Source organism: Flexivirga sp. YIM B11880 (assembly GCF_058148645.1).
The window spans coordinates 871060-896701 of record NZ_JBMAMH010000001.1 but is presented as its reverse complement, the minus strand read 5'-3'; the positions used below and the strand labels follow the sequence as shown (position 1 = coordinate 896701).

Sequence of the window (25642 nt, the reverse complement as noted above, 5' to 3'; positions counted from 1 at the left end):
GACATCGGTATGCCGGTCGATCACCGAGGTCACCTCTCCCAGGGGGCACCCGCGCCGCGAATCTCCTCGAACGCCAGCCAGGTTCGGGTGCCGAGCACACCGGGGATCGCCTGGATCCGCTCCAGCACCAGCGTCCGCAGCGCCTGGTTGTCGGGTGCGTGCGCGAGCGCGAGCACATCGAATTCCGAGGCCAGCAGCGAGATGGAGTCGATGTAGTCCAGCTTCGCCAGCTCCGCGGAGACCGTCCGCCAGGTGTTCTGCTCGATCTGCAGCGCGATGTAGGCCGTGGTGTGCAACCCGGCCAAGTGCGGCACGACGCGCGCGGCGAAGCCGGCGATCACACCCTCGTCGAGCAACCGCTGGAGCCGCGCATACGTGGCCGCCCGGGAGAGGTGCAACTGCTCCGCGAGCGATCGCACCGACAGGCGTGCATCACGCTCCAGCGCCCCGACGATCCGCAGGTCGACCTCGTCCAGGGCGCGCGGCGCGGCCGACTGTCCGGGAGAAGCGGGGCTGCGCGGCGGTTTGCTGGACTCCTGGGAGGTCATACCGAGAGTATGCCGCCAAACGTCTTGTATGACGCCGAGGATCAAGGCAATTTGCCAAGATGACGGCACACTGGAGTGATGGAGACCACAGTCGAGGCGGTGACGGCTGCGCTGTTGCCGTCGCCCAATCCGGTGCAGCTGATCGACCCGACCGGCGCCGAGGTGGAGCAGGCCGGGGCCCGGCGCGAATACCGGATGCCGAGCGCGGCCCGGTTACGCGAGGTCTGGCGCGCCATGGTCCTCGGCCGCCGCTTCGATATTCAGGCGACGGCGCTCACCAAGCAGGGCCGGCTCGCGGTCTACCCGAGTTCCCGCGGGCAGGAGGCCTGCCAGGTCGGCGCCATCCTGGCGATCACCGGTGACGACTGGGTGTTCCCCACCTACCGCGAGTCGATGGCGCTGGTCACCCGTGGCATCGACCCGGTCGGGGTCCTCTCCCTGCTGCGCGGTGACAGCCATTGCGGCTACGACCCGATCGCGACCAAGACCGCCGCCCAGTGCACCCCACTGTCGACCCAGCTCATCCACGCCGCCGGCGCGGCATACGGCGAGAAGCGCCGCGGCACCGACCACGTCGCCCTGGCCTTCATCGGCGACGGTGCGACCAGCGAGGGCGATTTCCACGAGGCGCTCAACTTCGCCGCCGTTTTCCAGGCGCCGGCGATCTTCTTCGTGCAGAACAACAAGTACGCGATCAGCGTCCCGCTCTCGAAGCAGACCAAGGCACCATCGTTGGCCTACAAGGGGATCGGGTATGGCGTCCCCGCCGAGCAGGTCGACGGCAACGACCCCGCCGCCGTGCTCGCGGTGATGGACGCCGCGCTGGAACACTGCCGCAGCGGCACGGGCCCGTTCCTCATCGAGGCACACACGTACCGGCTGGACGCGCACACCAACGCCGACGACGCGACGCGCTACCGCTCGTCCGACGAGGTGACCGCCTGGCTGCAGCGCGACCCGATCGCCCGGGTCGAGACGTGGCTGCGGGCTCGCGGCGAACTCAACGACGACATCGTCGCCGCGACCAACGCCGAAGCCGAGGCGAACGCCGCGGAGCTGCGCGACCGGATGAACTCCGAGCCGGCGGTTGACCCGATGTCGTTGTTCGACAACGTTTTTGCGCAGCGCACTCCGCAACTGGAGGAAGCGCGGGCGATGGTCGCTGACGAGATCGAGGCGGAGGTCTGACATGACGGTCACCATGGGCGGCGCTCTCAACGCCGCACTGCGCGATGCACTCGCAGCCGACGACGACGTGCTGGTCTTCGGTGAGGACGTCGGCACCCTCGGCGGGGTCTTCCGCATCACCGACGGCCTGACCCAGCAGTTCGGTGAGGAACGCTGCTTCGACACCCCGCTCGCCGAGTCAGGCATCGTCGGCTTCGCGATCGGCATGTGCCTGACCGGGTTTCGACCGGTCGTCGAGATGCAGTTCGACGCGTTCGCCTACCCGGCCTTCGAGCAGATCACCTCACACGTCGCCAAGATGCGCAACCGCACCTCCGGCCGGGTCGGGCTGCCGCTGGTCATCCGCGTCCCCTACGCCGGTGGCATCGGCGGCGTGGAGCACCACTGCGACTCCAGCGAGGGCTACTACGCGCAAACCCCCGGCCTCAAGGTCGTCACACCGTCGAACGCGGCCGACGCCTACAGCCTGCTGCGCGAAGCCATCGACGACCCGGACCCGGTCATCTTCATGGAGCCCAAGGCGCTCTACTGGTCCAAGCAGGACGTCGAACTTCCCACCAAACAACCGGCGTTCGGCACGGCGAAGATCCGCCGCGACGGCGACGACGTCACGCTGGTGACCTACGGCCCGTCGGTGCCGACTGCGTTGAAGGCGGCCGAGGCCGCGCGCCAGGAGGGCTGGAGCGTCGAGGTCATCGACCTGCGCACCATCGTCCCGTTCGACGACGACACCGTGGTGGAGTCGGTGCGCCGCACCGGCCGGTGCGTCGTCGTCGCCGAAGCGCAGGGCTTTGCCGGTGTCGCCGGCGAGGTCGCGGCACGGGTGACCGAGCGCTGCTTCCACTCGCTGGCCGCCCCGGTCGCGCGCGTCAGCGGACTGCCCACGCCATACCCCGCGCCGATGCTGGAGAAGACCTACCTGCCCGGCGTCGAACGCATCCTCGACGCGATTGCGCGGTTGCAGTGGGACGACCAGCCGGACCTGACCTACGCGGAGGTCGGCGCCCGTGGCTGAGCAGACCTTCAAGCTCCCCGATCTCGGCGAAGGACTCACCGAGGCCGAGCTCGTCGAGTGGCTGGTGGCCGACGGCGACGAGGTCGCGATCGACCAGCACGTCGTCGTGGTGGAGACCGCGAAGGCAACCGTCGAGGTGCCCTGCCCGTATGCCGGCCGCGTCCACACCCGCCACGGCGCCGTCGGTGACACGATCGAGGTCGGATCGCCGCTGCTGACCGTGGATTCGGCGGCGGAAGCGAAGAGCGAGTCCGGTGCGGTGCTGGTCGGCTACGGCACGACCGACACCGACGCGTCCGGATCGGCCGGGCGCCGTGCCGCGCGGCGTCGCGCGCGGCGCCCCTCGTCGCCGGTGACGGCCCAACCAGCCGCTGACGGCGCAGCTGCGCCGTCAGCCGCTGTCAAGACCGTCAACGGCGGCGCGCCGAAGGTCATCTCCCCGATCGTGCGCAAGCTGGCCCTCGACCACGGCCTGGACCTGCGCACCATCACGCCCGGCCCGGACGGTGTCATCCGGCGTAGTGACGTCGAGGCGGCTGCGGCCATCACCACGACGACGGAACCGGCCACTGCGAAGCATGGTCTCGATACGGGCTCGCCCTGGGGGGCTCGACCGACGCAGGACCAGCGCAGCGGGGGAGCTCACCAGGACCAGCGCATCCCGCTCACCGGGATCCGCCGCGCCGTCGCCGACAAACTGACCACGTCCCGCCGGGAGATTCCGGACGCGACGACGTGGGTCGACGCCGACGCCACGGAGCTGGTCGAGGCCCGCCGCATCATCGGCCTCGAACGTGCGGGCCTGCTCGCGCTGCTCGGCCGGATCTGCGTCGCGGGATTGCACCGCCATCCGGAGCTGAACGCGTCGGTGGACACCGCCACGCAGGAGATCGTGCGGCACGGCGCCATACATCTTGGTTTCGCTGCGGATTCGCCGCGCGGCCTGGTCGTGCCGGTGGTGCACGACGCCCACCTGCTCACGACCCGGCAACTCGCCGACCGCATGGTCCAACTGGTCGACGCCGCACGCGACGGCACGCTGGCACCGCAGGACCTGACCGGCGGGACGTTCACGCTCAACAACTACGGCGTCTTCGGGGTCGACGGCAGCACGCCGATCATCAATCACCCCGAGGCGGCGATGCTGGGCGTGGGCCGCATCATCGACCGTCCGTGGGTGATCGACGGGCAGCTGGCCGTGCGCAAGGTGGTGCAGCTCGGCCTGACCTTCGACCACCGGGTGTGCGACGGCGGGGTCGCCGGCGGCTTCCTGCGCTTCGTCGCCGACGCCGTGGAGCGCCCGCTCCAACTGCTCGGCGACGTGTGAGCGGGCCGCGATACCCCACGGCATCGTCCCGTAAACTCGCGCCGTGATGCGCATGACAGCGGAAGGCTCCATGAAGACATCGATGCGACGCGGCGGGGCCGGTCTTGCGGCAGCGGTGGCAATCGTCGGGTTGCTCGCGGGATGTGGCGACAAGGTCGTCAAGAAGAGCGACCTGCAGAACCAGATCAAGGAGAAGGTCAGCGCCGCGGCGACCGGCTCCAAGGTCGGCGACGTCAAGTGCGACGGCAACCTGAAGGCCAAGGTCAACGCAAGCACCGACTGCACCGTCCAGATCGACGGCAAGACCCAGAAGGTCACCGCCGTCGTCAACAAGGTCGACGGCAACAAAGTGAGCTACAGCATCAAGCAGGGCTGATGTCGTGTGAGCGCCGCACCCGCGTATGGCGCGCGGGCAATCTCAGCGACCGCGACGTCCCCCTGAGCCAGCTGCCGACGCTGCTCGGCGAGGAGGACACACTCACCTGGGTCGACCTGCTCGACCCGCACGCCGACGACGTGCAGGAACTCGCGGCCGCGATCGGTCTCGACCGGCACACCGTCGAGGACGCACTGAGCGAGCGCGAACGACCCAAGGCCGTGCGCTTCCACTCCTATTTCTTCGTCACCTGTTTCACCGTCGAAGGTATGGCGGAGGACGACGACCTGCACCGCCTGTCGATCATCGTGCTGCCGCGTGCCGTGGTCACCGTCCGGCTCGGCACCAACTTCCCCGTCGACAGCGTCGAAGAGACCTTCTGCGCCGACGACCAGCTGGTCCGGCTCGGCTCGAAGGCCCTGCTACACATGCTGCTCGACACGGTCGTGGACGGCTACTACGACGTGATGACCCGCCTCGACAACCAGATCGACGACCTGGAGAGCACGCTCTTCGACCAGCACCATGCCGGACCGGCGATCGCCCGGCACGCGTTCAGCCTGCACAAGAGCATCGGCCGGATGCGCCGGGTCACGCTGCCGATGCGTGAGGTCGTCACCACCATGCTGCGCCGCACCAGCGCCGAGGGCGGCACTCACGAACTGGTGCCCTACTACGAGGATCTCTACGACCACACGATGCGCGTCGCGGAGTGGTCGGAGTCGCTACGCGACACCATCGAGTCGATCCAGGACACCAATCTCGCGCTGGGCGACGCGGCACTCAACAACGTGATGAAGAAGCTCACCTCGTGGGCGGCGATCATCGCCGTGCCGACCGCGATCACCGGCTGGTACGGCCAGAACGTGCCCTATCCCGGCTTCGGCCAGGAGTGGGGTTTCTGGACGAGCACCGGCGTGATCCTCGGCATCGCGCTGCTGTTGTATGTCGCCTTCAAGCGGCGCAACTGGCTGTGAGGCCACGCTAGGGTCTGCGGTCATGCACGCACCCGGAAGAAGACGACCGATCGCGGTGGCCGGCGTCGTCGCGCTGCTGGCCGCAGGCCTCGCCGGTTGCAACGACCATGCAGCCGGCGCCGTCACCACGCCGCCGGCCCCTTCTACGTCGGTGCCGACGAGTTCGCTCCCGAGCGCTGCGGTGTCGACCTCGGCGGCCGGTGACTCCACCGCGGAGCAGCAGCGGATCCGGGCGGCGCGTGACGCCGGCAAACCGCCGAAGGAGTTGGTATGGCGGATCCCGGTCACCCGGACCTGGACGAAGCTGCCGAAGACTCAGAACGGCAAGCAGGAGTGGCACGTCAAGCCGGGCTGCCGGGTCCGACTGTGGCAGTTGTCCGGCGCGAGTGACGACCCGCGCACGACGTCACAAGATGTCGTGGACTGGACCGCGAAGGACAACTCCGCATCGTTTCCGGGTAAACCGAAACCGGTCTACCGCAAGCGCAGCACGATCATGATGATCAGCTACGTGCGCGGCATCGACGACGTCGCGAAGGTGCGGATGGCCGACGCGATCGTCGACTACGGGCCGGCCCGTGCCGAGGTCATCGGCTACCGCAGCGGAGATCTCGCGCTCAGCTACACCAGCTACTGCCGCACCGTCGCGGCCTTCACGAAGGTGTCGGCCTCCGACTTCAACGCGTTCCGCGACGCGCTCGGGGCGGAAGCCGCCTACTGACCGACCGGGTCTCGGTCAACCGACGGTCAGTGATCTGGCGATCGGGACGCCCGGGCGGTACGGAAGGTGCAGGTATGACGGCGCATCGAGCACGGTGAGGTCGGCCCGCGCACCGACCCGGATCACCCCGATGTCGTTGCGGCGCAACGACGTCGCCGCCCCCGCTGTCGCGGCGTGAACGGCTTCGGCGGGCGTCATACCCATGTCACGCACGGCGACCGCGATCGCGAACGGGATCGAGCTGGAGTAGCAGGTGCCGGGGTTGCAGTCGCTCGCCAGCGCCACCGTCACACCGGCATCGAGCAGCCGGCGGGCGTCCGGGTAGGGCGACTTCGTGGAGAACTCCACGCCGGGCAACAGCGTTGCCACGGTTGCGGATCCGGCCAGGGCGTCGATGTCGTCATCGGACAGGAACGTGCAGTGATCGACGCTGGCCGCGTCGAGTTCGACCGCCAGCCGGACGCCCGGGCCGTGGCCGAGCTGGTTGCCGTGCACGCGCACCTCGAGTCCGGCACCGACGCCGGCCCGCAGCACCTGCTCGGACTCCTCACCGGTGAACGCGTAGGCGCTGTTCGGCTCGCAGAAGACGTCGATCCAGCGCGCGTATCGCGCACAGGCCGCCAGTATCTCGCCACAGACCAGGTCGAGGTAGTCGCTCCGCCCGGCGGGACTCTCCCGGAACTCGGGCGGCACCACGTGTGCGCCGAGAAACGTTGTTTCGTCGGTGAATTCACGAGCGATGCGCAGCGCACGCGCCTCGTTCTCGACGTCGAGCCCGTAGCCGCTCTTGATCTCGACCACACCGGTGCCCTGGGCGCGCATCTCAGCGACCCGCGCGCCGACCAGCGCCCGCAGTTCGTCGTCGGTCGCAGCCCGCGTGGCAGCCATCGAGACGGCGATGCCGCCGCCGTCGTACGGTTCGCCCGTCATCCGCGCCGCGAACTCCGCCGACCGGTCGCCGGCGAAAACCAGGTGGCTGTGGCTGTCGACGAAGGACGGTATGACGGCGCGGCCGCCCAGGTCTCGGCGCTCGTCCGTGTCCGGCACCCGGTGCTTCGCACCCACCCACGCGACCCGGCCGTCCTCGACGACGACCGCCGCGTGCTGGATGAGCCCCAATGGAGAGCCGTCACCTTCCGGGTGCGTCGGGTCGTTGGTGACCAGTTCCCCGATACCGGTCCACGCGGTGCTCGTCATACCTCCGCCTCCCACAACTCGTCGATCGCGTCACGCAGCAGCCGGCCGACGTCGCCCAGCCGGTGCTGGCGGCCGGCGACGACCACGTCGCCGTCCCGGATCACGTCGGTCACGTCCGCCGCGGTGGCGGCGGTCAGCACGAATTCCGGCGGCACCCCTGCGGTTCGCGGCGACTCGAGGTCGATGGCGACCAGATCGGCCTTCGCGCCGGCGCTCAGCGTGCCGGCCTCCGGCCAGCCGATCGTGTCGTGTGCGGTGGCCGCTGCCAGCAGCTCGTCCTGGCCGAGCCGGCCCCTGTGCAGGGTGCGGAGGCGTTCGTGCGACTCGAGGCCGCGCACTTCCTCGAACGGATCGATGACCGCGTGCTGGTCCGACCCGAGGCTCAATCGTGCTCCGGCGTCGAGAAGTTCGCGTGCCGGGCCGATACCGTCCGCCAGGTCGCGTTCGGTGGTGGGGCAGAACGATGCGACGGCGCCGGCACCACCGAGCATCTTGATGTCGGCGTCAGTCAGATGGGTGGCGTGCACGGCGGTGAAGTCCTGACCGAGCGCGCCGACGCCGGCAAGCAACTGCACCGGAGTCATGCCGTAGAACGCCAGGCACGCGTCGTTCTCGGCCGGCTGTTCGGAGACGTGTGCATGGGTGGTCTGCCAGGTCTGCCCGAAGTGGGTGTACTGCACGAAGTCGCGCAGCTGGTCCTTCGGCACCGCGCGGACGGAGTGGATCGCGGTGCCCACCCGGTTGGTCGCGTCGTCCCACAGACGAGACACGCGCTCGGCCCACCGCGAGACGTCGCCGTCGCCGAAGCGCCGCTGCTCCGGCGCGAGCGGCTGGTGCCCGTCAGCCGTCAATCCGCCTGCCAGATAACAGGTGTCGAGCAAGGTCAGCCGCACACCCGCATCGCGAGCGGCCTGCTGCAGCGCCTCCCCCATAGCGTTCGAGTTGTCGTACGGCATGCCGTCGGCGTTGTGGTGGACGTAGTGGAATTCACCGACGCTCGTGACGCCGGCCAGCGCCATCTCGGCGTAGGTGGCGCGGGCGAGGGCCAGGTAGTTGTCCGGCGTGAGGCGGCGGGCCGCGTCGTACATGACATCGCGCCAGGTCCAGAACGTGCCGCCACCGGTGTGCGTGCGCCCGCGCAGCGCGCGGTGGAAGGCGTGGCTGTGGGAGTTCGCCAGGCCAGGCAGCACGACACCGGGCAGCCGGTGGGCATCGCCCTGCGGCTCACCCACCTCGATCCGGTCGAACACGTCACCGGCGATGAGGAAGCGCACATTGCGAGCGAGTCCGCCTGGAAGCAAGGCGTATTCGGCCCAGTAGGTCGTCATTGCGCAAGGTCTTTCAGGACGGCAGTGAGAGCTTCGACCCCGCGCAGGCAGTCGTCGCGCTCGGCGAACTCTTCTGGCGAGTGCGAGACGCCGGTCGGGTTGCGCACGAACAGCATGGAGGTGGAGACGCCCGCAGTCGCGAGCACACCGGCGTCGTGGCCGGCGCCGGTGCCGAGCATCGGCGTCTCCTCGCCGAGGATCCGCCGTAGCCGGCCGGAGAGGTCGGCGTTGAAGCGGGTCGTGTCGGTCCACGACTCCTCGGTCAGCGTGCCGCCGAGCCCGCGGGTGGCCTCCTCGACCGCGGAAACCGTTGCCCGGACAGCATTCCGGTTGGATCCGCGCGCGTCCAGCCACAGCCGCACATGGGACGGTATGGCGTTCACGCCGCCGGGCTCGACCGCGATCTTGCCCGTCGTCGCCACGCAGCCGTTGGCCGTCGCCGCCGCACGGGCCGCCAGGACCACCTCGGCAGCGGACAGCATCGCGTCCTGCCGGTCCGCGAGCGCCGTGGTGCCTGCATGGTTCGCCATACCCGGCAGGTCGATCCGCCAGCGACCGTGCGGCCAGATGTCCGTGCCGATCGCGACGGCCGAGGTTGCCGGGTCGAGGTCGGCAAGCGCGCGGCCCTGTTCCACGTGCAACTCGACGAATTGCCCGATCCGACGCAGCGTTTCGTCGTCCCGGCCGATCCCGTCCGGAGAGCGACCGGCCGTGCGCAGCGCCTCGGCCATGCTTACGCCGTCGGCGTCGGTCAGACCGAGCGCCCGCTCCGCTGTCATTTCGCCGGTGATGACCCGGGACCCGGCGCACGCAACGCCGAACCGCGCACCCTCCTCGTCGCCGAAGTTGACGACCGCGATCGGATGGTTCGGCTGGAAACCACTGGCCCGCAAGGCGTCCACCGCGGCGAGTGCCGAGACGACGCCGAGCGGCCCGTCATACGCGCCGCCGTCGGGCACCGAGTCGAGGTGCGAGCCGACGACGACGCCCGGACCGTCCGCGTCCGGGTCGCCCCACCACGCCCACTGGTTGCCCATGCGGTCCTCGACCAGGTCGAGACCGCGTGCGGCGCACTCCCCGGCGAACCACTCGCGCAGCGTGTGGTCCTCGGCGGTCCAGGCGAAGCGGCGGTAGCCACCGGAGGGCGCACGGCCGACCGGGGCGAGGTCGGCCCACATCCGGTCGAAGGCCGTGCCGGTCGCGTCGGCCGAGCCGGTGTCGAGACCCGTCATACGAGTTCCTCCTCCATGCTCTCGAGGTCGTCCGGCAGGATCGTGCGCTCCGGCGAGCGCTTGGTTGCGCGTGCCCAGGGGTAGTAGACCAGCGCCGTCACCACGAGACCCACGATCCACGAAACATCCGCGCCGTCAATGGCTTTGGCAATGGGACCGGTGTAGAGGCTCTGGGACAGGAACGGGATCTGCACGACGACGCCGATTACGTAGGTCGCCAGACCGCAGATGTTGTAGCGGCCGTAGCGACCGTTCTCGTCATACAGCCCGGGCACATCCACCTGCTCCTTGGAGACCAGGTAGTAGTCGACCAGGTTGATCGCGCTCCATGGAATGAACACCGTCAGCAGGAGCAGGACGAAGTTCTTGAAGTTGTCCAGGAAGTCGGCAGAACCGGCCCACGCGATGAGGATCGACACGATCAGGAAGCCGAAGACGAACGCGATCCGGGCCAGCGGCGGCACCTGCTTGCGCCGGGTGAAGCCGGTGGTCGTCGTAAGCAGGGTCATCGCGCCGCCATACGCGTTGAGCGTGTTGACGGTCAACTTGCCGACGACGATCACCACGTAGATCACGAACGCGATGAGCCCACCGCCGGCCAGGTCGCCGACGTAGCCGACCTGGTTGTCCAGGAACGTCGACTTCGGCACCGACGCGATGAGCGCGCCGAGCGACATCGACCACATGGACCCGATGACACTGCCGCCCAACGTGGCCCAGAAGGTGCTGGCGATCGTGGTGGTGCGCGGCAGGTAGCGCGAGTAGTCGGCGACGTACGGACCGAAGGTCAGCTGCCAGCCGGCGCCCAGCGCGATCGCGAGCAGGAACGGCGCACCGTCGAAGTGCGGGCTACCCAGCAGGGTGTGTGCGCCGTTCTCGTGGAAGACACGGAACGTCAGCCAGGCGAATCCGAGGACGCCGAGCACGGTCGCGATGCGACCGAGCGTGTGGATCCACCGGTAACCGAACGCCGCCACCACGAACGTCAGCAGGCCGAAGATGATGATCCCGACGGCCTTGGTGTCCACGTGCAGGATCGTGTTGATCGCCTGCCCCGACAGCACCGTGCCGGTGGCGGCGAAGCCGAGATACATAATCACGACGAGGACCAGCGGCAGTGCGGCGCCGAGCACGCCGAACTGCGCACGGCTGCTGATCATCTGCGGCAGTCCGAGATGCGGGCCCTGCGCGGAGTGCAGTGCCATGACCGCACCTCCGAGCAGGTTGCCGATCAGCAGCCCGATGATCGCCCACAGGGCGTCGGCGCCGAAGACGACTGCGAGCGCACCGTCGACCACCGCGGTGATCTGCATGTTCGCGCCGAACCACAGGGTGAACTGGTTGATCGGAGAACCGTGCCGCTCCGTCGCGGGCACGACCTCGATGCTGCGCTTCTCGAACTGTGCGCCGCCGACCGCCATACGGCTCAGTCCTCCCGCATCGGGACGCGGACACCGCGCTCGGTCGCGACTTCCTCTGCCCGCTCATAGCCGGCGTCCACGTGCCGGATGACGCCCATGCCGGGGTCGTTGGTGAGCACCCGCGCCAGCTTCTGGGCGGCCAGCTCGGTGCCGTCGGCCAGCGAGACCTGACCCGCGTGGATCGAGCGACCGATGCCGACGCCACCACCGTGGTGGATGGACACCCAGCTCGCACCGGAGCTGGTGTTGACCAGCGCGTTGAGCAGCGGCCAGTCCGCGATCGCGTCCGATCCGTCTGCCATTGCTTCGGTTTCGCGGTATGGCGACGCCACCGACCCGCAGTCCAGGTGGTCCCGGCCGATGACGATCGGCGCGCTGACGTCGCCGCGAGCCACCAGGTCGTTGAACGCCAGGCCGGCCTTGTCGCGCTCGCCGTAGCCCAGCCAGCAGATGCGTGCCGGCAGGCCCTGGAAGGCGATCTTCTCCTTGGCGCCCCGCATCCACTTCTGCAGGCGGTCGTTGTCCGGGAAGAGGTCCATCACGGCCTTGTCGGTCGCGTAGATGTCCTTGGGGTCGCCGGACAGCGCCGCCCAGCGGAACGGGCCCTTGCCCTCGCAGAACAGCGGGCGGATGTATGCCGGCACGAATCCCGGGAACTCGAACGCCCGGTCATAACCACCGAGCCGTGCCTCGTCGCGGATCGAGTTGCCGTAGTCGAACACCTCGGCGCCGGCGTCCTGGAACTCCACCATCGCCTGGACATGCTTGGCCATCGATGCACGCGACCGGTCGGTGAACTCCTCGGGCTTCTTGGCCGCGTAGTCGTGCCAGTCGTCCGGCGAGATGCCTTCGGGCAGATAGGAGAGCGGGTCGTGAGCGCTCGTCTGGTCGGTGACGATGTCGATCGGCACACCGCGGCGCAGCAGCTCGGGGAAGATCTCGGCCGCGTTGCCGACGACACCGACCGACCACGCACGCCGCTCGTTCTTGGCCGCGACGGCCTTCTCGATCGCCTGATCGAGCGACTCGGCAACTTCATCCAAGTAGCGGTGCTCGACGCGGCGGCGCAGGCGCGACTCGTCGACGTCGACGATCAGGCAGGCCCCGTCGTTGAGCGTCACCGCGAGCGGCTGCGCGCCGCCCATGCCACCGCAGCCGCCGGTCAGGGTCAGCGTGCCGGCGAGCGTGCCGCCGAAACGCTTCTCGGCCACCGCGGCGAAGGTCTCATAGGTGCCCTGGACGATGCCCTGGGTGCCGATGTAGATCCAGGACCCCGCGGTCATCTGGCCGTACATCGTCAGGCCGAGCTTCTCCAGCCGGCGGAACTCCGGCCAGTTCGCCCAGTCGGGGACCAGATTGGAGTTGGCGATCAGCACACGCGGCGCCCACTCGTGGGTCTGCATGACGCCGACCGGCCGGCCGGACTGCACCAGCATGGTCTCGTCGGCCTGGAGGTTCTGCAGGGTGCGCACCATGGCGTCGAAGGAGCGCCAGTCGCGCGCCGCGCGGCCGGTGCCCCCGTAGACCACCAGCTCGTCGGGGTGCTCGGCAACCTCCGGGTCGAGGTTGTTCATCAGCATGCGCATCGGCGCCTCGGTGGCCCAGGACTGGGCGGTGAGGGTCGTGCCGCGCGGGGCGCGGACCGGTCGTGCACCTTCCATGATCGTCAGATCCTTTCAATCACAAGTGTTTTCGTATGTCGCGGCGTCAGACCAGTGCGCCGGTGACGCTCTCCGCAGCGGCCAGCGCGTCACCGGTGGCGACGAACTCGACGGCCTGCTCGATCTCGGGGGACAGGAAGCGGTCGGGTCCGGGGACGCCGATCGACGGCAGTGCATCGATGACCGCGGCGGTCGCGGGCCCCGGACGCAGCGGCTCACGCAACCGGATGCCGCGGGCCGCGGTGAGCAGCTCGATCGCCAGCACCCGGCGCAGACCGTCCACCGCGCGGCGCAGCTTGCGGGCCGCGGACCAGCCCATCGAGACGTGATCCTCCTGCATGGCGCTCGACGGGATCGAGTCGACCGATGCCGGGCTGGCGAGCCGCTTGAGCTCGGAAACGATTGCCGCCTGGGTGTATTGGGCGATCATGTGACCGGAGTCGACACCGGGGTCGTCGGCGAGGAACGGCGGCAGGCCGTTGCTGCGGGAGACGTCGAGGAAGCGGTCGGTGCGACGCTCGCTGATGCTGGCCAGATCGGCGGTCACGATCGCGAGGAAGTCCAGCACGTACGCCACGGGCGCACCGTGGAAGTTCCCGTTCGACTCGACCCGGCCGTCCTTGGTGACGACCGGGTTGTCGACCGCGGAAGCGAGTTCGGCATCGGCGACAGCACTCGCGTGCGCGATGGTGTCGCGTGCGCCGCCGGCGACCTGCGGGGAACAACGCAGCGAGTAGGCGTCCTGCACGCGGGTGCACGCCGCCGGATTGCGGTGGCTCTCCCGGATCTCGCTGTCCCGCAAGATGTTCCGCAGGTTCTGGGCACTCAGTGCCTGACCGCGCTGTGGCCGCAGAGCGTGCAGGTCGGCCGCGAAGACGTCGTCGGTGCCGAGCAGTCCCTCGATCGACATTGCGGCGGTCAGATCGGCCACCTTGGTCAGCGCGGTCAGGTCGGTGATCGCGAGGCAGAGCATCCCAAGCATGCCGTCCGTGCCGTTGATGAGGGCGAGCCCCTCCTTCTCCCGCAGCTCGACCGGTGTCAGCCCGGCAGCAGCGAACGCGTCTGCGGTCGGGAGCAGTTCGCCGTCGACGTTCCGCACCTCACCCTCGCCCATCAGCGCGAGCGCGCAGTGTGCGAGCGGCGCGAGATCACCGGAGCAACCGAGCGAGCCGTATTCGTGGACGACCGGGGTGATGCCGGCGTTGAGCATCCCGACATACGTCTCGAGCACCTCGGGCCGGATGCCGGTGCGGCCGGTGGCCAGGGTGCTGATGCGCAGCAACATCAGGGCGCGCACCACCTCGCGCTCCACCTCGGGCCCGGACCCGGCGGCGTGCGAGCGGACGAGCGAACGCTGCAGCTGAGCGCGCGACTCGACGGGAATGTGCTTGGTGGCGAGCGCACCGAATCCGGTGGACACGCCGTAGTGCGGGATCGGGTCGTCCGCCAGCTGCTCGATGATGGCGCGGCTCCGGGCCACCTCGGCGAGCGACTCCGCAGAGATCTCGACGCGCGCTCCGTGCCGGGCGACGGCGACGACATCGGCGATGGACAGCGGACCCACTCCCACAACAATCGATTGGCTCATGTCTTCCATTGGATACCCGCGCCAATCAGCCAACCCCCGCCACACCACCGTTTGTGTCTCATATCTGAGACGATGCTCGTATGGCGAACGCCCCCGCCGCCGGTCACGCGGTCTCTCTGCTGCAGCTGCTCGCCCGCCACGCCGAGCCGATGCCCGCCGCGGCGATTGCCCGCGAGCTCGGCCTGCCGCGCTCGTCGACCTACCACCTGTTGTCGGTGCTCTCGGATGCCGGCTTCGTGACGCACCTGCAGGACGACCACCGGTGGGGACTCGGCGTCGCGGTGTTCGAACTCGGCTCGGCATACGTCCGGCAGGCGCCACTGCAGCGGATCGCCCGACCGGTTCTCAGCCGGTTGGTCGAGAGCACCACGCACAATGCTCACCTGGCGGTGCTGCACGGCCGCGACGTGTTCTACGTCATCGAGGAGCGCGCTCCGCGGCGGCCCTCACTGGTGACCGATGTCGGCGTGCGGCTGCCCGCCGCACTCACGGCGTCCGGCCTGGCGATGCTCGCGGCGCTGCCCGCCCAGCAGGTCCGTGCGCTCTATCCGGACCGGGCATCCTTCGTGCAGCGCAACGACCGCGGCCCGACGTCGCTCACCGCACTCAACTCGGAGCTCGCGCAAGTCCGCCGGCGTGGGTATGCCGTCGAGACCGACTCGGTATCAGCGGGTTTCGCTTCCGTGGCGATGGCCGCACTCGACTACAACGGCGGCCCGGCCGCCGGCATCGCCGTCACCTACCCGGCCGACGATCCGCCGGCGGAAGGTTCGCTCGTCGCAGCGGTTCGCTCAGCCGCAGCGGAGCTGAGCCGGCGGTTAGGCCACCGCGCGTCGGTCACGCACCCGTAGCGCGCCACGCGCGGCACGCCGTCCGGCCCGTGTAGCGCCGAGCGTGGAAGCGCTCGGGCCATAACCCACGACGAACAGCCGCGGCTCCTTCACCAGGGAGACGTCGTCGTCCCCGACCAGCAGTCCGCCGCCCGGCTCACGCAGCTTGAGCGGCGTCAAATGCCCTAGGGAGGCACGGAATCCGGTCGCCCAGAGGATCACGTCGACCTCTTCGTGGCTGCCGTCGGCGAAGTCGACGCCGTGCTCGGTGAGGCGTGCGATGCGGCCCCGGCTGACGAGCGTGCCGCGCGCGATGCCGGCGGCATACTCCGGCCGTCGCAGCAGGCCGGTGTTGGAGACCACCGAGCCGGCCGGCAGTCCGGCGCGGGTCTTGGCGGCGACCCGCCGCTCGACCTCAGCGCCCCAGCGCGGCCCCGCGGTGCGGTCGGTCCACTGCGGCGGCCGGCGCGTGGACCAGAGCGTCGGGACGCCATACCGCTCGAGCAGGAGGAGGAATTGCACCGCCGACGCGCCCCCGCCGACGACCAGCACGCGTTGGCCGCGGAAGTCCTCCGGTGTGCGGAAGTCACGCGTGGTCAGTTGCCGTCCGGCGAAGTGCCCGGGGTAGCGCGGCACATAGGGCCGGTCCCAGGTGCCGGTGGCGCTGATCACCGCATCGGCGAGATAGTCGCGACGCCGCCCGTCGTGCTCGGCATGCAGCAGCAGCGGCCCATCCCCGGAGTCCTCGACCCCCGTCACCCGCCACGGCCGCCGCACCTGCAGCGCCTCGTGACGCTCATACGCGCCGTAGTAACGCTTGACCACCTCGCGCGCGGGCTCGGTCGGATCGGGCTGTCCCAGCGGGAAGCCGGGCAGGTCATGTATGCCGTGGGCGTCCCCCAGTGTCAGCGCGTCCCAGCGGTGACTCCACGCGCCGCCCGGCGTGGGATTGGCGTCCAACACCTCGAAATCGGTGCCCGGCCGCAGGCCGCCCGTGCGCAGAAAGTGACTCGCCGACAGTCCCGCCTGCCCGGCACCCACGACGACCGCCTTCCGTCGGATCATCGTGACATCGGAAGCCATACAAATTTGAACAACTTCCGGGGACCCGTCATTCCGGGTACCCGGTGACGCCCGAGCGCACTAGGGTCGGACGACCCGACGGAGAGGACCACCAGTGCCCGAGACCCGTGCCGAGCGCGAGGCGGACCTGCGCACCTATTACGACAACGAGGCCGAGCACCGGCGCGACAACCCGCTCCCGGCAGCGCGGGTCGAGCACCGGGACGCCTTCATCGCGCAACTGGGGCAGGAACAGCGGACGTCCGTCGTCGAGGTGGGAACCGGTCCCGGACGCGACTCACTCGCCTTCCAGGCGGCCGGCCTCACGGTGCGAGGCGTCGATCTGGCGCCGGCGAGCGTCCAGTTGTGCCAGGCGGAAGGCCTCGACGTCCAGGTGGCGTCTGCTCTCGACCTTCCTTTCGGGACAGGCGAGTTCGACGCTGCATACACCGCCAGCACCCTGCTGCACGTCGCCGACGAGGACCTCGACACCGCGCTGGCCGAGCTGGTTCGCGTGGTGCGTCCCGGAGCACCGGTCGCGATCGGCCTCTGGGGCGCCACGACGACGCGGCAGCAGCGCTGGGGTGACGCGGCATACGGGCCGCCGCGGTTCTTCGCGCTGCGCAGCGACAGCGACCTCCGCGCCGCGCTCGTGCGCCACGGCAGCGTCGAGAGTTTCGAGACCTGGCCCGCCGAGGTGGAGAGCGACCTGCATTACCAGTGGGCGATCCTGCGCAGCCGGTGACGGTCGTCAGGCGTCGTCCCCGAGGGTCTTGCTCGCCGCGTAACGTCTGACCCATGCGTGCGATCACCCTGCCGAGCTTCGGCGATGAGTCCGTGCTCACCCTGAGCGAGATCCCCACCCCGACGATCGGCGATGACGAGGTCCTCGTCGACGTCGCCGCAGCCGGTGTCAACAGGGCGGATCTGATGCAACGGCAGGGGTTCTACCCGCCGCCGAAGGGCGAGTCCGAGCTTCCCGGCCTCGAGGTCAGCGGCACGATCGCGGCCCTCGGCAAGGACGTCACGGGCTGGTCGGTCGGCGATCGGGTGTGCGCGCTGCTCGCCGGCGGTGGGTATGCCGAGCAGGTGGCAGTCCCCGCCGGTCAGCTGCTGCCGGTCCCGGGTGACGTCGGCCTCGTCGAGGCCGCCGCGCTGCCCGAGGTGGTGTGCACGGTGTGGTCCAACGTCTTCATGACGGCGCACCTGCAACCGGGCGAACTCCTCCTGGTCCACGGCGGATCCAGCGGCATCGGCACCATGGCGATCCAGCTGGGCAAGGCGTTTCACTCGCGCGTCGCGGTGACGGCCGGATCCGCCGAGAAGCTGCGGCGGTGTGCGGAACTCGGCGCCGACATACTCATCAATTACAACGAGCAGGACTTCGTCGAGGTCGTGTCCGCGGAGGGCGGCGCCGACGTCATCCTCGACGTCATCGGTGCAAAGTACCTGGCACGCAACATCGCTGCGCTCGCGATGGACGGGCGGCTCGACATCATCGGCCTGCAGGCCGGCAACACCGGCGAACTCGACATCCGCGCGCTGATGGGCAAACGCGGATCGATCATGGCGACGGGCCTGCGAGCCCGCGACCGCGCCAACAAGGCCAAGGTCGTCGGGCAGGTGCGCGAGCACGTCTGGCCGCTGCTCGAAGCGGGCACCGTGCGACCCATCGTGCACGAGACGATGCCGCTGGACCGGGCCGGCGATGCGCACCGCGTGCTCGCCGAGTCGCAGCACATCGGCAAGGTGCTGCTCACGGTCGGCAGAGCCTGAACTCCATTTGGCAGGATGGACGCCATGACGTCTGACGAGCAGAACCAGGACGACCAGCAACGGATCGTCGTCGTGACCCAGGACGGCATGGGGGTCGCGTCGCCGTCGAGCGGCGACTCCGGCGACGACGGCGAGACGACCGAGGGCACGGTGGAGGAGAACCCCGCCGACCTGGTCGAGCAGCCCGCGAAGGTCATGCGCATCGGTTCGATGATCAAGCAGCTGCTGGAAGAAGTGCGCAACGCGCCGCTGGACGACGCCGGCCGCCGGCGACTCGCCGACATTCACGAGCGGTCGATCGGCGAACTCAAGGAGGGTCTCGCCCCGGAGCTTGTCGAGGAGCTGGAACGCATCGCGTTGCCGTTCACCGACGACGCGCCGAGCGACGCCGAGCTCCGGATCGCGCAGGCTCAGCTGGTCGGCTGGCTGGAGGGCCTCTTCCACGGCATCCAGACGGCGATCGTGGCCCAGCAGATGGCGGCTCAGGCACAGTTGCAGGCGATGCGGCGTGGGTTGCCCCCGGGGCATCAGGTCCCGCACCCGATGCCGACCGAGGGACCAGCCGGCCCGACCGGGCAGTACCTCTGACCACTCGGGCGGACACTGTCACAGGCCCCGGCTGGGCGGACCGCCTCGCGGGCCGGTCGTGGCTCGCCGGGATCGGCCTGTTCCTGGTGGTGCGCGTCATCGGCATCTGGTGGCTGATGTATGTCGGACACCGCAACAACCGCTCGCTGCACGACATGCTGGCGTCCTGGGACGGCCAGTGGATGCTCGCACTCGCGCAGCACGGCTACTCCGGCGTCCCCGTCACGCTGACCGATGCGCAGGGCCGGCACACGGCCGACACGGCATACGCGTTCTTCCCCGGCTATCCGGGGGTGGTGCACGCTGTCAGCTTCCTCGGCATCGGCACCTATGCCGCGGCCATTACGACCAGCCTGGTCTGCGGAGCGGCCGCCACCGTGGCGGCATACCGAATCGGCACGTGGTGCGCCGCGCGCAAGTGGCCCGGCGACGACGACCGGGCCGACCAGGCGGGCGTGCTGATGGCGGTGCTGTTCGCGGCCACACCGATGAGCGTCGTCCTGTCGATGGCCTACACCGAGGCGATCTACTGCGCACTGGCCGGCTGGGCGCTGTGGATGGTGCTCGAAAAGCGTTGGCTGACAGCCGGACTGCTCTGCCTGTGCGCCGGCCTGACACGCGCCACGGCGGTCGCGCTGATCGCGGTGGTGGTCGTTGCGGCGTTCCGCGACCGGCGCTCGGGCTGGCGTCCCTGGGCCGGCATCGTCCTGGCGCCGCTCGGCTGGCTCGCCTGGATGGCCGCCGTGGCGGTTCGCACCGGATCGGTGACCGGCTGGTTCCAGATCCAGGGCAACGGCTGGGACACCGGCGTCGACTTCGGGTGGGCCACGCTCCGGTACCTGAGGGACACGTTCGCGACCAACCAGACCGCCGGCGATGTCTTCACGGCGTGGGTGATCCTGGCGACGCTGGTGCTGATCGTCCTCACGTTCGCGACCCGGCTGCCGTGGCAGGTGGCGCTCTACGGCACGCTTGCCGCCGCGACGGTGCTGCTGTCGACCGGCTTGATGAATTCCCGTGTGCGGCTGCTGCTTCCCGCGTTCGTGCTGCTCACGCCGGTCGCACTGGCGCTCGCCCAGCGCTCTCGGATGACCCAGGTCACCGTCGCCGTCGCGACGACCGTGGTGAGTACCTGGTTCGGCGCCTACATGCTGGGTGTCTACCCCTACGCCATCTGAGGCATCCCGCCGACGCTCGCCCCCTCTCCCCGCGACTGACGAAGACGGCGCTCGAGTCAGTCGCTCCGGAACCACCCTGAAGTTGCTCCCGTGCGCCGGCTCACATCCGACGGGCGAAATGCAGGGTGATGTCTGCGGTCACCTCGACCACCTCGGGCAGGTTGTCGGCGATGGCGTCGAGTGCGGCCGCCCGGTCCGTCTCGCTCAGCACCAGGTATGCCGAGACGGTCGACAGATAACCCACCCAGTCGTCCGCGGTCAGCTGCAGACGCCGCTCGATCACCGTTTCCCGCACCTCCTCGAAGCGCGGATCTGCCATGAGTTCTGTTCCGGGCCAGTGCATTCCGTCGCTGACGGTCGTCGGTCCCGGCGGCGACTCGTCGACGAGCCACGGCCGCTGAGCCGCTTTCACCGCTTCGTGCAGCCCGGTGTCGGCAAGGTATGGCGCGCCACCGAAGCTGGCGAAGACCCCTCCCGGCACGAGCAGCCCGGCGATCCGGTCCCACCTGCCGTCGGGTTCGGTCCAGTGCAGAGCCGCAGCGACGAGGACGAGGTCGAACGGGCCAAGCTGCGGCAACTGCTCCAACGTCGCCTCGACGGTCTGCACCCCGGGAACGGCCCGTCGCAACTCCGCCAGCATCGCCGGGTCCGGGTCGGTCGCGATCACCGGAATCCCTTGCTTCACGAAGACTCTGGTCGCCTTGCCGGTGCCCGCGCCGAGCTCCAGTGCCGACCGGATCGGGCGCGCGGCATACTCGCGGACGAGTCGGACGAGCAACTCGGGGTACTCGGGCCGGTAACGCTCATAGGCGGCAGCGACCGACCCGAAACTGCGGGCTCGTTCAGGCGCCATACCGACGACTATCCCGACCCGGCTATCCCATGGCAACCGGTTTACGGGGGTCAGCTCTGGGCCGGGAGCACCGAGCCGAGGCGCGGCTCGTGGTGCACCGCCCGGACGGCGTGCAGGATGCGTTGGGTCGCCGGGTCGACGTCGGTCCACTGGTCCAGCCCGAGCCATTCGTATGACGTCGCCTCGCTCGCCACGCGCACCGTGGGCTCCGCGTCGCATGTCACCCGGAACAACACGTCGATGTGCCGCAATTTCGTCTCGAAGGTCGTCGCGACGACATCGCCGGGGTCGATCCGGATTCCGGTCTCCTCCAGCACTTCCCGGGCCACGGCGGCCGCCGGCTGCTCGCCCTTCTCGACCAGTCCGCCGGGGAGGCTGACGCCTTGCCGGTGGGTTTGCCGCAGTGCGAGCAGCTTGCCGTCATACTCGATGAGCGCGATCGCGCCGACCGTGAAGGTCGGCGTCGCGATCCGGATCACCGGCCAGACCGCCCGGGCCGGACTGAGCCGGAAAATGCGTAAACCCAAGCGCCGCACCGGACCTGGATGCTCGTGGGACATCAGCCGACCTGTGCCGCCGCTGCCCGGCCCGCGGCGCGACCGGAGAAGATGCACCCACCGAGGAAGGTGCCCTCCAGCGAGTTGTAGCCGTGCACTCCGCCACCGCCGAAGCCGGCCGCCTCACCCGCCGCGAACAGCCCGTCGACCGGTGCACCGGTCGGCCCCAGCACGCGGGACTGCAGGTCGGTCTGCAAGCCACCCAACGACTTCCGGGTGAGCACGTGCAGCTTGACGCCGATCAGCGGACCGGCCTCCGGATCGAGGATGCGGTGCGGTTTCGCGACCCGGATCAGCCGGTCGCCGCGGTAGCGCCGGGCGCCCCGCATCGCGGTGATCTGGGCGTCCTTGCTGAACGCGTTGGCCACCTCCCGGTCGCGCGCCACGATCTGCCGCTCGAGCTCCGCAACGTCCAGCAACGGCTCGGGTGTCAGCGCGTTCATCCGGTCAACGAGGGTCGAAAGATCGCCCGCCACAACGAAATCGGCGCCGCGCTGCTTGAACGCCTCCACCGGCCCAGGTGCGCCCTTGCGGACCCGCGACGCCAGCAGTTTGAGGTCCTTGTTGGTGATGTCCGGGTTCTGCTCCGAGCCGGAGAGCGCGAACTCCTTCTCGATGATCCGCTGCGTCACCACGAACCAGGAGTGGTCGTACGGCGCCAGCTCCGGCGTCGTCCGGAGGTAGCGCAACGCGCCCAGGGTGTCGAAGCCCGGTAGGTAGGGATAGGGCAACCGGCGACCCAGCGCGTCGAACCACATCGGCGAGGGCCCGGGCAGGATCCGGATCGCGTGCTGTGGCCAGACCGGTGCCCAGTTCTGGATGCCCTCGACGTAATGCCACATCCGATCGCGGTTGACCGTGCGCGCGCCGGCCTGCTCGGCGATCTCGATCATCCGGCCGTCGACATACGCGGGGACACCGGTGATCATCTGCCGAGGTGCGGTGCCCAACCGGGACGGCCACCACCGGCGGACGAGGTCGTGATCGCCGCCGATGCCGCCGCTGCTGACGATCACCGCCTGCGCGGTCAGCTCGAACTCGCCGATCGTCTCCCGGGACGACGCCTCACCACGAGCTGCGTTGTCGTCCACGAGGTTTCGTCCCCGCACACCGGTGACGGCCGACCCGTCCCGGATCAGTTCGTCGACCCGGTGCCGGTGCAGAAAACGCACCTGCCCCCTCTCCGCGGCGGCCAGCGCCGCGTCGACGAACGGCTTGACCACTCCCGTCCCGGTGCCCCAGGTGATGTGGAAGCGCGGCACCGAGTTGCCGTGCCCGTCCGCGCGGCCGTCTCCCCGCTCGGCCCAGCCGACGATCGCGAGCCAGCCCATGCCGCGTTCCTTCAGCCAGGCGCGCTTCTCCCCCGCCGCGAACTCCACATATGCGCGAGCCCATCTGCTGGCCCAGCTGTCCTCGTCGTCCAGCCGGTCGAAGCCGGCGCTCCCCTGCCAGTCCTGCCATGCGAGGTCGACCGAGTCCTTGATGCCCATGCGGCGCTGCTCGGGCGAGTCGACGAAGAACAGCCCGCCGAAGGACCACCACGCCTGACCACCGAGGTTTGCGGCGTTTTCCTGCTCGACGACGACGACCTTCTTACCGGCGGTGATCAGCTCGCCGGCCGCCACGAGTCCGGCCAGGCCGGCCCCGACGATGATGACGTCAGCGTCCATGAGCGTGAGCACCTTTCGAAGTCGCGGGGCTCCAACCTAACCCGCGAGCAGTGCGGTTGACTGGACCGATGGCGAGCGACGACTTCGAGACCACCGTCGAGGAGTTGTATGGCGGGCCGCCCGAAGAGTTCATCGAGACACGGGACGCGGCGGTCAAGCGGGCCCGGGCAGCAGGCGACCGGGAGCTGGCGGATCGGATCAAGCAGCTGCGCCGCCCGACGGCGGCGGCCGGCCTGCTCAACCGGCACCGCAGGGCCGGCGACAGCGACGACCTGGACGCGTTGATCGAGCTCGGCGAGCAGCTGCGTGCCGCGCAGCAGAAGCTGGACGCGCCGGCGCTGCGCTCGCTCAGCGCCGAACGCACGCCGCGCATCAACGCGGTCATCGACGCGATCGCCGCCGAGGCCGAGGAGTCCGGGGACGAGCTGACCGCGACCGTCCGTGAGCAACTCGGCCAGACGCTCACCGCGGCGGTGGCCGATGCCGACGCGGCACGTGCGGTGCTGAGCGGTCATCTGGTCGCCGCCCTCAGTTACAGCGGTTTCGGCGAGGTCGACCTGAGCGAAGCGGTCGCGGTGCCGCTCGACAGGAAGCAGCCGGTGGCGCAGCCGGACACCGGCACGCGGCGCGCCGAGAAGGGCGAGACGAACGAGAAGCCCCCGACAAGTGGGAAAGCCGGCACGCGAGACTCCGCGGAGAAGCACGCTCAGGAAGCCCGGGCCGCGGCAGAACGCCGGCTGGAGGAAGCCCTCGCCATACTGACGAAGGCGCAACGGCACGAGGAGTCGGCCCGGGAGGCCGCCGAGCTCGCCGAACGAGCACTCGCCGCCGCCGAGCGGACCGCGAAGAACGCACGCGAGCGCGTCGACCGGGCCGGTGCGGCGCGCGCCGCCGCCGAGCAGGCGGTGGCCGCGGCGCGCAGCGCGGTCAGCCCTTCGTGATCAGCGTCTGACAGTAGGACCGCAGCTTCTCGGAATCCTTGTTGTAGGTCGTGGTGTCGACGGTCTTGCCGTCGAGCCGGGCCCTCGCCATTGCGTCCAGGTCATTGGCGACCACCTTGATGCGGCTGGCGAAGCCCTTGTCCGCCGACTTTGCGGGCAGTTTGCGCAGGCCGTCCGCGGTGGTGCGGAAATGCTTCGCCGCGGCGTCCAGCTTGCTGGCCGACTGGGAGTTGACCGCGGAGTTCCACTGCGTGCTGGCGGCGTTGTTCTCGTTGTTGGCGGTGAGGCAGGCGCCGACCGGGTCGGCGTGCGCGGTGCTCTTGCTGGGTGTGGCGCGGGAGGAGGACGACGTGGCCGAGCCGGACGACGACGTCGAGGCCAGGACCGACCTGCTCACCGAGGGCGTGCTGCTGGACGAGGTCGCGGTGCTCGACACGGTGCTGGCGGAGGAGGAGGTTTTGCCGCCGGAGCCGCTGCTCGAGCAGGCGCTCAGGGCGAGGAGCCCGCAGGCGGCGGCCGCGACGACGCCGAGCGCGCGGGAGCGGTTCTGACTGTCACTCATGCCCTCAACCATGCCTGCACCGTCGCGCCGGCAGCAAATCGCGTGGTGCCCGTCACGCGCTCCGTGCGAGGGTCACCTTCCGGGTCATCGCGGCCTGGGAGTCCAGCCAGGCGAGCATCTCCTCGGCCACCCAGTCGGGGTAGTCGAGCATCGGCGTGTGCCCCTTGTCGGCGCCCTCGACATACGTCCAGTGCGGATGGGCGGCGGCGAGGGCGCGCGCCGTGCCGACGTGGATCAGCCGGTCCCGGGCACCGTGCATCAGCAGCACCGGTTGCAGGATCCGGTCCATGGCCGCGGCGTACCGGTCCCGCCGGAAGAGCTGCCAGAGCAGCGACCGGGTCGCCACGAGATGCTGCGCGTCGGCCCGGGCGACCCGGTCCCTCCGCTGCAGCGTGTCGTCCAGGTGCTGCAACCGCAGTTGCTTGCTGATCCGGTCGGGGTTGCTCGTGACCAGCCGCATGGTGAAGTCGACCTGTTTCTCCAACGGCACCCGCACACCCTGGCGGGCGAGGAAGCGCGGGCCGACGACCGGCAGCGACTCGATCCCGAACCCGAGGAGCACGAGCGGATGCGGCCGGCTCACCGCAGTCGGAGGTATGGCGGGATCGATCAACACCGCACCCGCGACGGCTCGTTTGTCCACTGCCGCGAGTTGCGCCGCCAGCAGACCGCCCATCGAGTTGCCGGCCACGATCGCCGGCCGTCCGTCGCAGACGTAATGCACGAACCGTTGCAGCAGCTGCAGATTGGCCGGCACGCTGGCCCGCTCGGGCGGCACGTCGGTGAGGCCGTGACCGCCGAGGTCGAGTGCCACCACCCGCCCTCGCTCCGCGAGCAGCGGCATGACGTCGGCCCAGTTGGTCCAGGAGCCGCCGAGCCCGTGCACCAGCACGAAGCGCGGGCCGTCCTGGGGGCCGTCCTCGCTTACGAAGTGGACCCTGGTGCCATCCAGGTCGACGTATCGGTGGCCGAGTTTCGCAGTCGTCACGATCGACAAACCTACGAGACGGAGCCGTGGTGTGGCTCGGCCGGCGCGCACGGGCCTG

25 protein-coding genes are annotated in these 25642 nt (G+C 69.7%); 12 read left to right on the top strand and 13 right to left on the bottom strand.

The features are described 5' to 3' along the window. Positions 1 to 29: 29 nt before the first annotated feature. A complete protein-coding gene (locus tag ACN8HC_RS04165; protein WP_490073601.1) occupies positions 30 to 548 on the bottom strand; it encodes an Lrp/AsnC family transcriptional regulator in 519 nt (172 codons plus the stop codon). Positions 549 to 626: 78 nt separating this feature from the next. On the opposite strand from ACN8HC_RS04165, the gene ACN8HC_RS04160 reads away from it, so the two are divergent. Genes ACN8HC_RS04160 through ACN8HC_RS04135 form a run of 6 tightly spaced genes read left to right on the top strand, consistent with a single transcriptional unit; the run spans position 627 to position 6152 of the window. After that, on the top strand, positions 627 to 1736 hold the full coding sequence (locus ACN8HC_RS04160) for a thiamine pyrophosphate-dependent dehydrogenase E1 component subunit alpha (protein ID WP_490073600.1): 1110 nt from the start codon (positions 627 to 629) through the stop codon (positions 1734 to 1736). A gap of 1 nt (position 1737) precedes the next feature. After that, on the top strand, positions 1738 to 2751 hold the full coding sequence (locus ACN8HC_RS04155) for an alpha-ketoacid dehydrogenase subunit beta (RefSeq protein WP_490073599.1): 1014 nt from the start codon (positions 1738 to 1740) through the stop codon (positions 2749 to 2751). Beyond that, entirely contained in the window at positions 2744 to 4078 is a 1335-nt protein-coding gene (locus ACN8HC_RS04150) for a dihydrolipoamide acetyltransferase family protein (protein ID WP_490073598.1), read from the top strand. Before ACN8HC_RS04155 ends, ACN8HC_RS04150 begins: the two co-directional genes overlap by 8 nt. Positions 4079 to 4124: 46 nt before the next feature. After that, positions 4125 to 4454, top strand: coding sequence for a DUF4333 domain-containing protein (locus ACN8HC_RS04145; protein ID WP_490073693.1), 330 nt, complete (start codon positions 4125 to 4127; stop codon positions 4452 to 4454). Then, positions 4454 to 5431 carry a magnesium transporter CorA family protein gene (locus ACN8HC_RS04140; RefSeq protein WP_490073597.1) on the top strand — a complete coding sequence of 326 codons (978 nt, stop codon included), beginning with the start codon at positions 4454 to 4456 and terminating at the stop codon, positions 5429 to 5431. The genes ACN8HC_RS04145 and ACN8HC_RS04140 overlap by 1 nt, the downstream gene beginning before the upstream one ends. A gap of 22 nt (positions 5432 to 5453) precedes the next feature. Further along, complete coding sequence (locus tag ACN8HC_RS04135) at positions 5454 to 6152, top strand: hypothetical protein (protein WP_490073596.1); 699 nt, start codon at positions 5454 to 5456, stop codon at positions 6150 to 6152. Between the two features lie 15 nt (positions 6153 to 6167). Here ACN8HC_RS04135 and hutI read toward each other — a convergent pair whose 3' ends face one another. The 6 genes from hutI to hutH are packed head-to-tail and all read right to left on the bottom strand — an operon-like array spanning position 6168 to position 14588. Further along, a complete protein-coding gene (gene hutI, locus ACN8HC_RS04130) occupies positions 6168 to 7349 on the bottom strand; it encodes an imidazolonepropionase (protein WP_490073595.1) in 1182 nt (393 codons plus the stop codon). After that, the gene (locus ACN8HC_RS04125; protein WP_490073594.1) at positions 7346 to 8677 is read right to left on the bottom strand and encodes a formimidoylglutamate deiminase; all 1332 of its coding nucleotides are present in this window, start codon (positions 8675 to 8677) and stop codon (positions 7346 to 7348) included. Before ACN8HC_RS04125 ends, hutI begins: the two co-directional genes overlap by 4 nt. Further along, on the bottom strand, positions 8674 to 9909 hold the full coding sequence (locus ACN8HC_RS04120; RefSeq protein WP_490073593.1) for an allantoate amidohydrolase: 1236 nt from the start codon (positions 9907 to 9909) through the stop codon (positions 8674 to 8676). Before ACN8HC_RS04120 ends, ACN8HC_RS04125 begins: the two co-directional genes overlap by 4 nt. Continuing rightward, the gene (locus ACN8HC_RS04115; RefSeq protein WP_490073592.1) at positions 9906 to 11330 is read right to left on the bottom strand and encodes a purine-cytosine permease family protein; all 1425 of its coding nucleotides are present in this window, start codon (positions 11328 to 11330) and stop codon (positions 9906 to 9908) included. Before ACN8HC_RS04115 ends, ACN8HC_RS04120 begins: the two co-directional genes overlap by 4 nt. Before the next feature lie 5 nt (positions 11331 to 11335). Further along, positions 11336 to 12991: a urocanate hydratase gene (hutU, locus tag ACN8HC_RS04110; protein WP_490073591.1), complete on the bottom strand. Its 1656-nt coding sequence runs from the start codon at positions 12989 to 12991 to the stop codon at positions 11336 to 11338. Between the two features lie 46 nt (positions 12992 to 13037). Continuing rightward, positions 13038 to 14588 carry a histidine ammonia-lyase gene (gene hutH / locus ACN8HC_RS04105; RefSeq protein ID WP_490073590.1) on the bottom strand — a complete coding sequence of 517 codons (1551 nt, stop codon included), beginning with the start codon at positions 14586 to 14588 and terminating at the stop codon, positions 13038 to 13040. Between the two features lie 71 nt (positions 14589 to 14659). On the opposite strand from hutH, the gene ACN8HC_RS04100 reads away from it, so the two are divergent. Continuing rightward, the gene (locus ACN8HC_RS04100; RefSeq protein ID WP_490073589.1) at positions 14660 to 15430 is read left to right on the top strand and encodes an IclR family transcriptional regulator; all 771 of its coding nucleotides are present in this window, start codon (positions 14660 to 14662) and stop codon (positions 15428 to 15430) included. Here the strand turns inward: ACN8HC_RS04100 and ACN8HC_RS04095 are convergent. Continuing rightward, a complete protein-coding gene (locus ACN8HC_RS04095) occupies positions 15398 to 16492 on the bottom strand; it encodes a flavin-containing monooxygenase (protein ID WP_490073588.1) in 1095 nt (364 codons plus the stop codon). The two genes, ACN8HC_RS04100 and ACN8HC_RS04095, sit on opposite strands and share 33 nt — an antisense overlap. A 94-nt stretch (positions 16493 to 16586) precedes the next feature. Between ACN8HC_RS04095 and ACN8HC_RS04090 the strand changes: the two genes are divergently transcribed. From ACN8HC_RS04090 to ACN8HC_RS04075, 4 genes are all read left to right on the top strand, one after another. Beyond that, a complete protein-coding gene (locus ACN8HC_RS04090) occupies positions 16587 to 17216 on the top strand; it encodes a class I SAM-dependent methyltransferase (RefSeq protein ID WP_490073587.1) in 630 nt (209 codons plus the stop codon). Between the two features lie 53 nt (positions 17217 to 17269). Further along, positions 17270 to 18247 carry an NAD(P)H-quinone oxidoreductase gene (locus ACN8HC_RS04085; protein ID WP_490073586.1) on the top strand — a complete coding sequence of 326 codons (978 nt, stop codon included), beginning with the start codon at positions 17270 to 17272 and terminating at the stop codon, positions 18245 to 18247. A gap of 24 nt (positions 18248 to 18271) precedes the next feature. Then, positions 18272 to 18835 (top strand): bacterial proteasome activator family protein, encoded by a 564-nt coding sequence (locus ACN8HC_RS04080; RefSeq protein ID WP_490073585.1) that lies wholly within the window; start codon positions 18272 to 18274, stop codon positions 18833 to 18835. A gap of 86 nt (positions 18836 to 18921) precedes the next feature. Next, the gene (locus tag ACN8HC_RS04075; RefSeq protein ID WP_490073584.1) at positions 18922 to 20013 is read left to right on the top strand and encodes a hypothetical protein; all 1092 of its coding nucleotides are present in this window, start codon (positions 18922 to 18924) and stop codon (positions 20011 to 20013) included. A gap of 100 nt (positions 20014 to 20113) precedes the next feature. Here the strand turns inward: ACN8HC_RS04075 and ACN8HC_RS04070 are convergent, their stop codons facing one another. Genes ACN8HC_RS04070 through ACN8HC_RS04060 form a run of 3 tightly spaced genes read right to left on the bottom strand, consistent with a single transcriptional unit; the run spans position 20114 to position 23105 of the window. Further along, positions 20114 to 20866: a class I SAM-dependent methyltransferase gene (locus ACN8HC_RS04070; RefSeq protein WP_490073583.1), complete on the bottom strand. Its 753-nt coding sequence runs from the start codon at positions 20864 to 20866 to the stop codon at positions 20114 to 20116. Between the two features lie 50 nt (positions 20867 to 20916). Beyond that, positions 20917 to 21393 carry an NUDIX hydrolase gene (locus ACN8HC_RS04065; protein ID WP_490073582.1) on the bottom strand — a complete coding sequence of 159 codons (477 nt, stop codon included), beginning with the start codon at positions 21391 to 21393 and terminating at the stop codon, positions 20917 to 20919. Between the two features lie 32 nt (positions 21394 to 21425). Further along, positions 21426 to 23105, bottom strand: coding sequence for an FAD-binding dehydrogenase (locus tag ACN8HC_RS04060; protein WP_490073581.1), 1680 nt, complete (start codon positions 23103 to 23105; stop codon positions 21426 to 21428). A gap of 56 nt (positions 23106 to 23161) precedes the next feature. Between ACN8HC_RS04060 and ACN8HC_RS04055 the strand changes: the two genes are divergently transcribed. Further along, positions 23162 to 24034, top strand: coding sequence for a hypothetical protein (locus ACN8HC_RS04055; protein WP_490073580.1), 873 nt, complete (start codon positions 23162 to 23164; stop codon positions 24032 to 24034). Here the strand turns inward: ACN8HC_RS04055 and ACN8HC_RS04050 are convergent. Then, positions 24021 to 24596 carry a hypothetical protein gene (locus tag ACN8HC_RS04050; RefSeq protein ID WP_490073579.1) on the bottom strand — a complete coding sequence of 192 codons (576 nt, stop codon included), beginning with the start codon at positions 24594 to 24596 and terminating at the stop codon, positions 24021 to 24023. The genes ACN8HC_RS04055 and ACN8HC_RS04050 overlap by 14 nt on opposite strands. 52 nt (positions 24597 to 24648) lie before the next feature. Beyond that, the gene (locus tag ACN8HC_RS04045; protein ID WP_490073578.1) at positions 24649 to 25584 is read right to left on the bottom strand and encodes an alpha/beta fold hydrolase; all 936 of its coding nucleotides are present in this window, start codon (positions 25582 to 25584) and stop codon (positions 24649 to 24651) included. Positions 25585 to 25642: the final 58 nt, after the last annotated feature.

Excerpts from the sequence above, each read along its gene's own strand:
- ACN8HC_RS04165 (WP_490073601.1), bottom strand. The coding sequence starts at position 548 with ATGACCTCCCAGGAGTCCAGCAAACCGCCGCGCAGCCCCGCTTCTCCC.
- ACN8HC_RS04160 (WP_490073600.1), top strand. The coding sequence starts at position 627 with ATGGAGACCACAGTCGAGGCGGTGACGGCTGCGCTGTTGCCGTCGCCC.
- ACN8HC_RS04155 (WP_490073599.1), top strand. The coding sequence starts at position 1,738 with ATGACGGTCACCATGGGCGGCGCTCTCAACGCCGCACTGCGCGATGCA.
- ACN8HC_RS04145 (WP_490073693.1), top strand. The coding sequence starts at position 4,125 with ATGCGCATGACAGCGGAAGGCTCCATGAAGACATCGATGCGACGCGGC.
- ACN8HC_RS04140 (WP_490073597.1), top strand. The coding sequence starts at position 4,454 with ATGTCGTGTGAGCGCCGCACCCGCGTATGGCGCGCGGGCAATCTCAGC.
- ACN8HC_RS04135 (WP_490073596.1), top strand. The coding sequence starts at position 5,454 with ATGCACGCACCCGGAAGAAGACGACCGATCGCGGTGGCCGGCGTCGTC.
- hutI (WP_490073595.1), bottom strand. The coding sequence starts at position 7,349 with ATGACGAGCACCGCGTGGACCGGTATCGGGGAACTGGTCACCAACGAC.
- ACN8HC_RS04125 (WP_490073594.1), bottom strand. The coding sequence starts at position 8,677 with ATGACGACCTACTGGGCCGAATACGCCTTGCTTCCAGGCGGACTCGCT.
- ACN8HC_RS04120 (WP_490073593.1), bottom strand. The coding sequence starts at position 9,909 with ATGACGGGTCTCGACACCGGCTCGGCCGACGCGACCGGCACGGCCTTC.
- ACN8HC_RS04115 (WP_490073592.1), bottom strand. The coding sequence starts at position 11,330 with ATGGCGGTCGGCGGCGCACAGTTCGAGAAGCGCAGCATCGAGGTCGTG.
- hutU (WP_490073591.1), bottom strand. The coding sequence starts at position 12,991 with ATGGAAGGTGCACGACCGGTCCGCGCCCCGCGCGGCACGACCCTCACC.
- hutH (WP_490073590.1), bottom strand. The coding sequence starts at position 14,588 with ATGGAAGACATGAGCCAATCGATTGTTGTGGGAGTGGGTCCGCTGTCC.
- ACN8HC_RS04100 (WP_490073589.1), top strand. The coding sequence starts at position 14,660 with ATGGCGAACGCCCCCGCCGCCGGTCACGCGGTCTCTCTGCTGCAGCTG.
- ACN8HC_RS04095 (WP_490073588.1), bottom strand. The coding sequence starts at position 16,492 with ATGGCTTCCGATGTCACGATGATCCGACGGAAGGCGGTCGTCGTGGGT.
- ACN8HC_RS04085 (WP_490073586.1), top strand. The coding sequence starts at position 17,270 with ATGCGTGCGATCACCCTGCCGAGCTTCGGCGATGAGTCCGTGCTCACC.
- ACN8HC_RS04080 (WP_490073585.1), top strand. The coding sequence starts at position 18,272 with ATGACGTCTGACGAGCAGAACCAGGACGACCAGCAACGGATCGTCGTC.
- ACN8HC_RS04070 (WP_490073583.1), bottom strand. The coding sequence starts at position 20,866 with ATGGCGCCTGAACGAGCCCGCAGTTTCGGGTCGGTCGCTGCCGCCTAT.
- ACN8HC_RS04055 (WP_490073580.1), top strand. The coding sequence starts at position 23,162 with ATGGCGAGCGACGACTTCGAGACCACCGTCGAGGAGTTGTATGGCGGG.
- ACN8HC_RS04050 (WP_490073579.1), bottom strand. The coding sequence starts at position 24,596 with ATGAGTGACAGTCAGAACCGCTCCCGCGCGCTCGGCGTCGTCGCGGCC.